The following is a 2,500-nucleotide window of genomic DNA, read 5'->3' as shown; positions in this document are numbered from 1 at the left end:
TGATGCTCGTCGCCGCGCCCTTTTATTGCGGCCTTGCGGTCACCGCCGCGCCGATGGTCGAAACCGTGTTCGGCACCAAATGGCTGGGCATGACCCCCTATATCCAGATCATCGCGCTCGCGCTGATGCTGATGACGGTCCAGATCCTGTTTGCGCCGCTGACCAATGCACTCGGCAAGCCGTCGATTTCGATGTTCACCGCGCTCGGCGGCGCGATTATCTTTCCGGCGGCGTTCCTGATCGGCGCCGAATGGGGGCTCGTCGGCATGGCATGGGCATGGCTGGTCAGCGCGCCGCTGCTGCTGATCGTCACCGCACGCCTGTCGGCGCCGCTGATCGGCGTGTCGCTATGGGATGTCGGGCGCGCGATGTTGCCCGGACTTGCGCCGGCGCTGGTGATGGCCGTCTGCGTCGGCCTGACGGCGCAGGCGATCGCGCCGCTCGGCCTCGCCGCCCCGTTGCAGCTTGTCATGCTCGTCGCGCTGGGCGCCGCACTTTATGTCGGCCTGCTCTGGTTGCTCGAACGCGAAGCGCTCGGCGAGGTCATACGGCTGGTGCTCCGCCGCCAGCCGCCCGCGGTCGAGGTCGCGAATCAGGAGGCGATATAGTCGCGCATCGCCGCGGCTTCGGCCTCAATCCGGTCGATACGATATTTGACCAGGTCGCCGATCGACACGAATCCGACCAGCTTCCCGCCCTCGACCACCGGCAAATGGCGAATCCGGCGCTGCGTCATCTGCGACAGCGCCCCCATCACCGCGGTCCCCGGTTCGCAGGTGACCGGTGATTTGGTCATCACCTCGTCAAGCTGGCGGTCGAGTGCGTCGGGGCCATAGGAAGACATCAGGCGGACAAGGTCGCGCTCGGAAAAAATGCCGACGATCGCGTCGCCCTCCATCACCGGCACCGCACCGATTCGGTGCTGCGCCAACAGGTCGATGACGGCGCGCACCGTGTCCTCCTTGCGCGCCGCGATGACCGGGCCCGTGCGCCCGTGCAGGATCGCTCCGATCGTCATGCCTTGCCGCTCCCCATCTCGATTCTCTGGATGCCAAGCCTATCATGATTCGCGCCAAAGCCGAAACCGGGCGCGCGGACGCCTTTCGGCTTGGCCTTGGCCCCGGCATCGTTCATGGAGGCGCGCATGGTGAAACCTTCGCCCCTCGACCGCGACGCCACGGCGAAAATCGCCTGGGCGCGCTATCGCCGCCTGATGCGCGGCATGGCGCTGGTGTCGATCGCCGCGGTGATTGTCGCGCTGGTCTGGCTGCATTTCAGCATCGGCGACGGGTTGACGATCCACATGATCATCGCGACGACGGCCGGGGTCGGCCTGTCGGTGCTGCTCGGCGCCGCGTTGATGGGGCTGGTGTTTCTGTCGAGCGGCAGCGGACATGACGAAGCGATCGAGGATCCGTTCGAGGACGATCCGGACCTGAAACCATGACCGATAAGCCCGCGCCCGCCGCCCCCGACTGCCCGCGCGACCCGATTCTGCGCGTCGTCCCCCGCCCCGCCGACATCAACGCCAACGGCCATATCTTCGGCGGCTGGGTCTTGAGCCAGATGGACATTGCCGGTGGTATCGTCGCCGGGCGGGAAGCGCAGGGCGCGGTCGCCACCGTCGCGATCGAGACGATGGAGTTCATCGCCCCGATCCTGCTGCGCGACATCATCTCGATCTATGCCCATATCGAACGGCGCGGGCGCACGTCGATGGCGATCCGGATCGAGGTCATCGCAACGCGCGACGGTGGCCGGACCGAGGAGCGGGTAACCGAAGGCGTCTTTACCTTCGTTGCGCTCGACGAAAACCACCGTCCGCGGCCCTTGCCGCCCGCCTGAGCCGCTTTCTGCGGGCCGAATCAGTCGCCGCGCAGTTTTTGGCGGAAAATCTGGACCAGACTGTCGTTTGCCGGAACGCGCGTGCGCCATACCCAATTGCTGCCGCGACGCTCCCACCCGTCGGGGGCGGGATCGAGGGCGAAGGGAATCAGCATCTCGACCTCGGCGTCGAATGGCCGCGCATTGCTCAGCCGGACCTCCCACTGGCGGATGTCGGGATCGGACCGGTCGCGTTCGATCATCTGGAAACCGACCGCCGGGCTATAGCCCAGATCATAGTCGATCCGCTCGCCGTCGGCCTTGTCGCCGATCGCCGATTCCCCGACCAGCAGGCGGCGCCCGCCCACCTGCTCGAAAACCATGACCGCCCCGGCAGGCATCGCCAGCCCGAGCCCGGCGGATTCGCGGTTCTCGATGCGCAGCCGCATGGTCAACGGTACCGGATCGCGCCCGCCGAAATCGACAAGCGTGCCGCCATAGAGCTGTTCAACCGCCACCTTGTCCTTCGCCAGCAACGCCACCTGCTTCTGTCCCTTGGCCGCCACATCGACGCGAAAGGGAATGCGATAGAATTTCAGGTCGCCCAGATCTTCGGCGGGCGGCGGGGGCGCCGGTCGAGGAGTTCACCTGTTTCGTCGGCACGATGGTGCAGGAA

The 2,500-nt window shown here is 66.4% G+C and carries 5 protein-coding genes (1 of these 5 cut by a window edge); 3 read left to right on the top strand and 2 right to left on the bottom strand.

Annotated elements, in window-relative coordinates; genetic code table 11:
• On the top strand, nucleotides 1-608 hold the end of the coding sequence (locus IR187_RS16290; RefSeq protein WP_194955633.1) for a lipopolysaccharide biosynthesis protein. It extends 889 nt beyond the left edge of the window; only the last 608 of its 1,497 coding nucleotides appear in the window; its start codon lies off the left edge, out of view; the stop codon is at nucleotides 606-608.
• Here the strand turns inward: IR187_RS16290 and IR187_RS16285 are convergent.
• Nucleotides 593-1,018 (bottom strand): CBS domain-containing protein, encoded by a 426-nt coding sequence (locus IR187_RS16285; RefSeq protein ID WP_194955627.1) that lies wholly within the window; start codon nucleotides 1,016-1,018, stop codon nucleotides 593-595. The two genes, IR187_RS16290 and IR187_RS16285, sit on opposite strands and share 16 nt — an antisense overlap.
• 126 nt (nucleotides 1,019-1,144) lie before the next feature.
• On the opposite strand from IR187_RS16285, the gene IR187_RS16280 reads away from it, so the two are divergent.
• Nucleotides 1,145-1,447 carry a hypothetical protein gene (locus IR187_RS16280; RefSeq protein WP_194955626.1) on the top strand — a complete coding sequence of 101 codons (303 nt, stop codon included), beginning with the start codon at nucleotides 1,145-1,147 and terminating at the stop codon, nucleotides 1,445-1,447.
• Entirely contained in the window at nucleotides 1,444-1,845 is a 402-nt protein-coding gene (locus tag IR187_RS16275) for an acyl-CoA thioesterase (RefSeq protein WP_194955625.1), read from the top strand. The genes IR187_RS16280 and IR187_RS16275 overlap by 4 nt, the downstream gene beginning before the upstream one ends.
• A 20-nt stretch (nucleotides 1,846-1,865) precedes the next feature.
• Here the strand turns inward: IR187_RS16275 and IR187_RS16270 are convergent, their stop codons facing one another.
• Nucleotides 1,866-2,390, bottom strand: a complete 525-nt coding sequence (locus tag IR187_RS16270; RefSeq protein ID WP_194955624.1) for a hypothetical protein — start codon at nucleotides 2,388-2,390, stop codon at nucleotides 1,866-1,868.
• Between the last annotated feature and the right edge of the window lie 110 nt (nucleotides 2,391-2,500).

Origin of the sequence: Sphingopyxis solisilvae (assembly GCF_015475875.1) — a bacterium.
Lineage (GTDB): Bacteria > Pseudomonadota > Alphaproteobacteria > Sphingomonadales > Sphingomonadaceae > Sphingopyxis > Sphingopyxis solisilvae.
Note: the sequence above shows the minus strand (reverse complement) of the source record. Positions and strands in the feature narration are given on the sequence as shown.

Coding starts and splice junctions, on each gene's coding strand:
- IR187_RS16285 (WP_194955627.1), bottom strand. CDS start 1,018: ATGACGATCGGAGCGATCCTGCACGGGCGCACGGGCCCGGTCATCGCG.
- IR187_RS16280 (WP_194955626.1), top strand. CDS start 1,145: ATGGTGAAACCTTCGCCCCTCGACCGCGACGCCACGGCGAAAATCGCC.
- IR187_RS16275 (WP_194955625.1), top strand. CDS start 1,444: ATGACCGATAAGCCCGCGCCCGCCGCCCCCGACTGCCCGCGCGACCCG.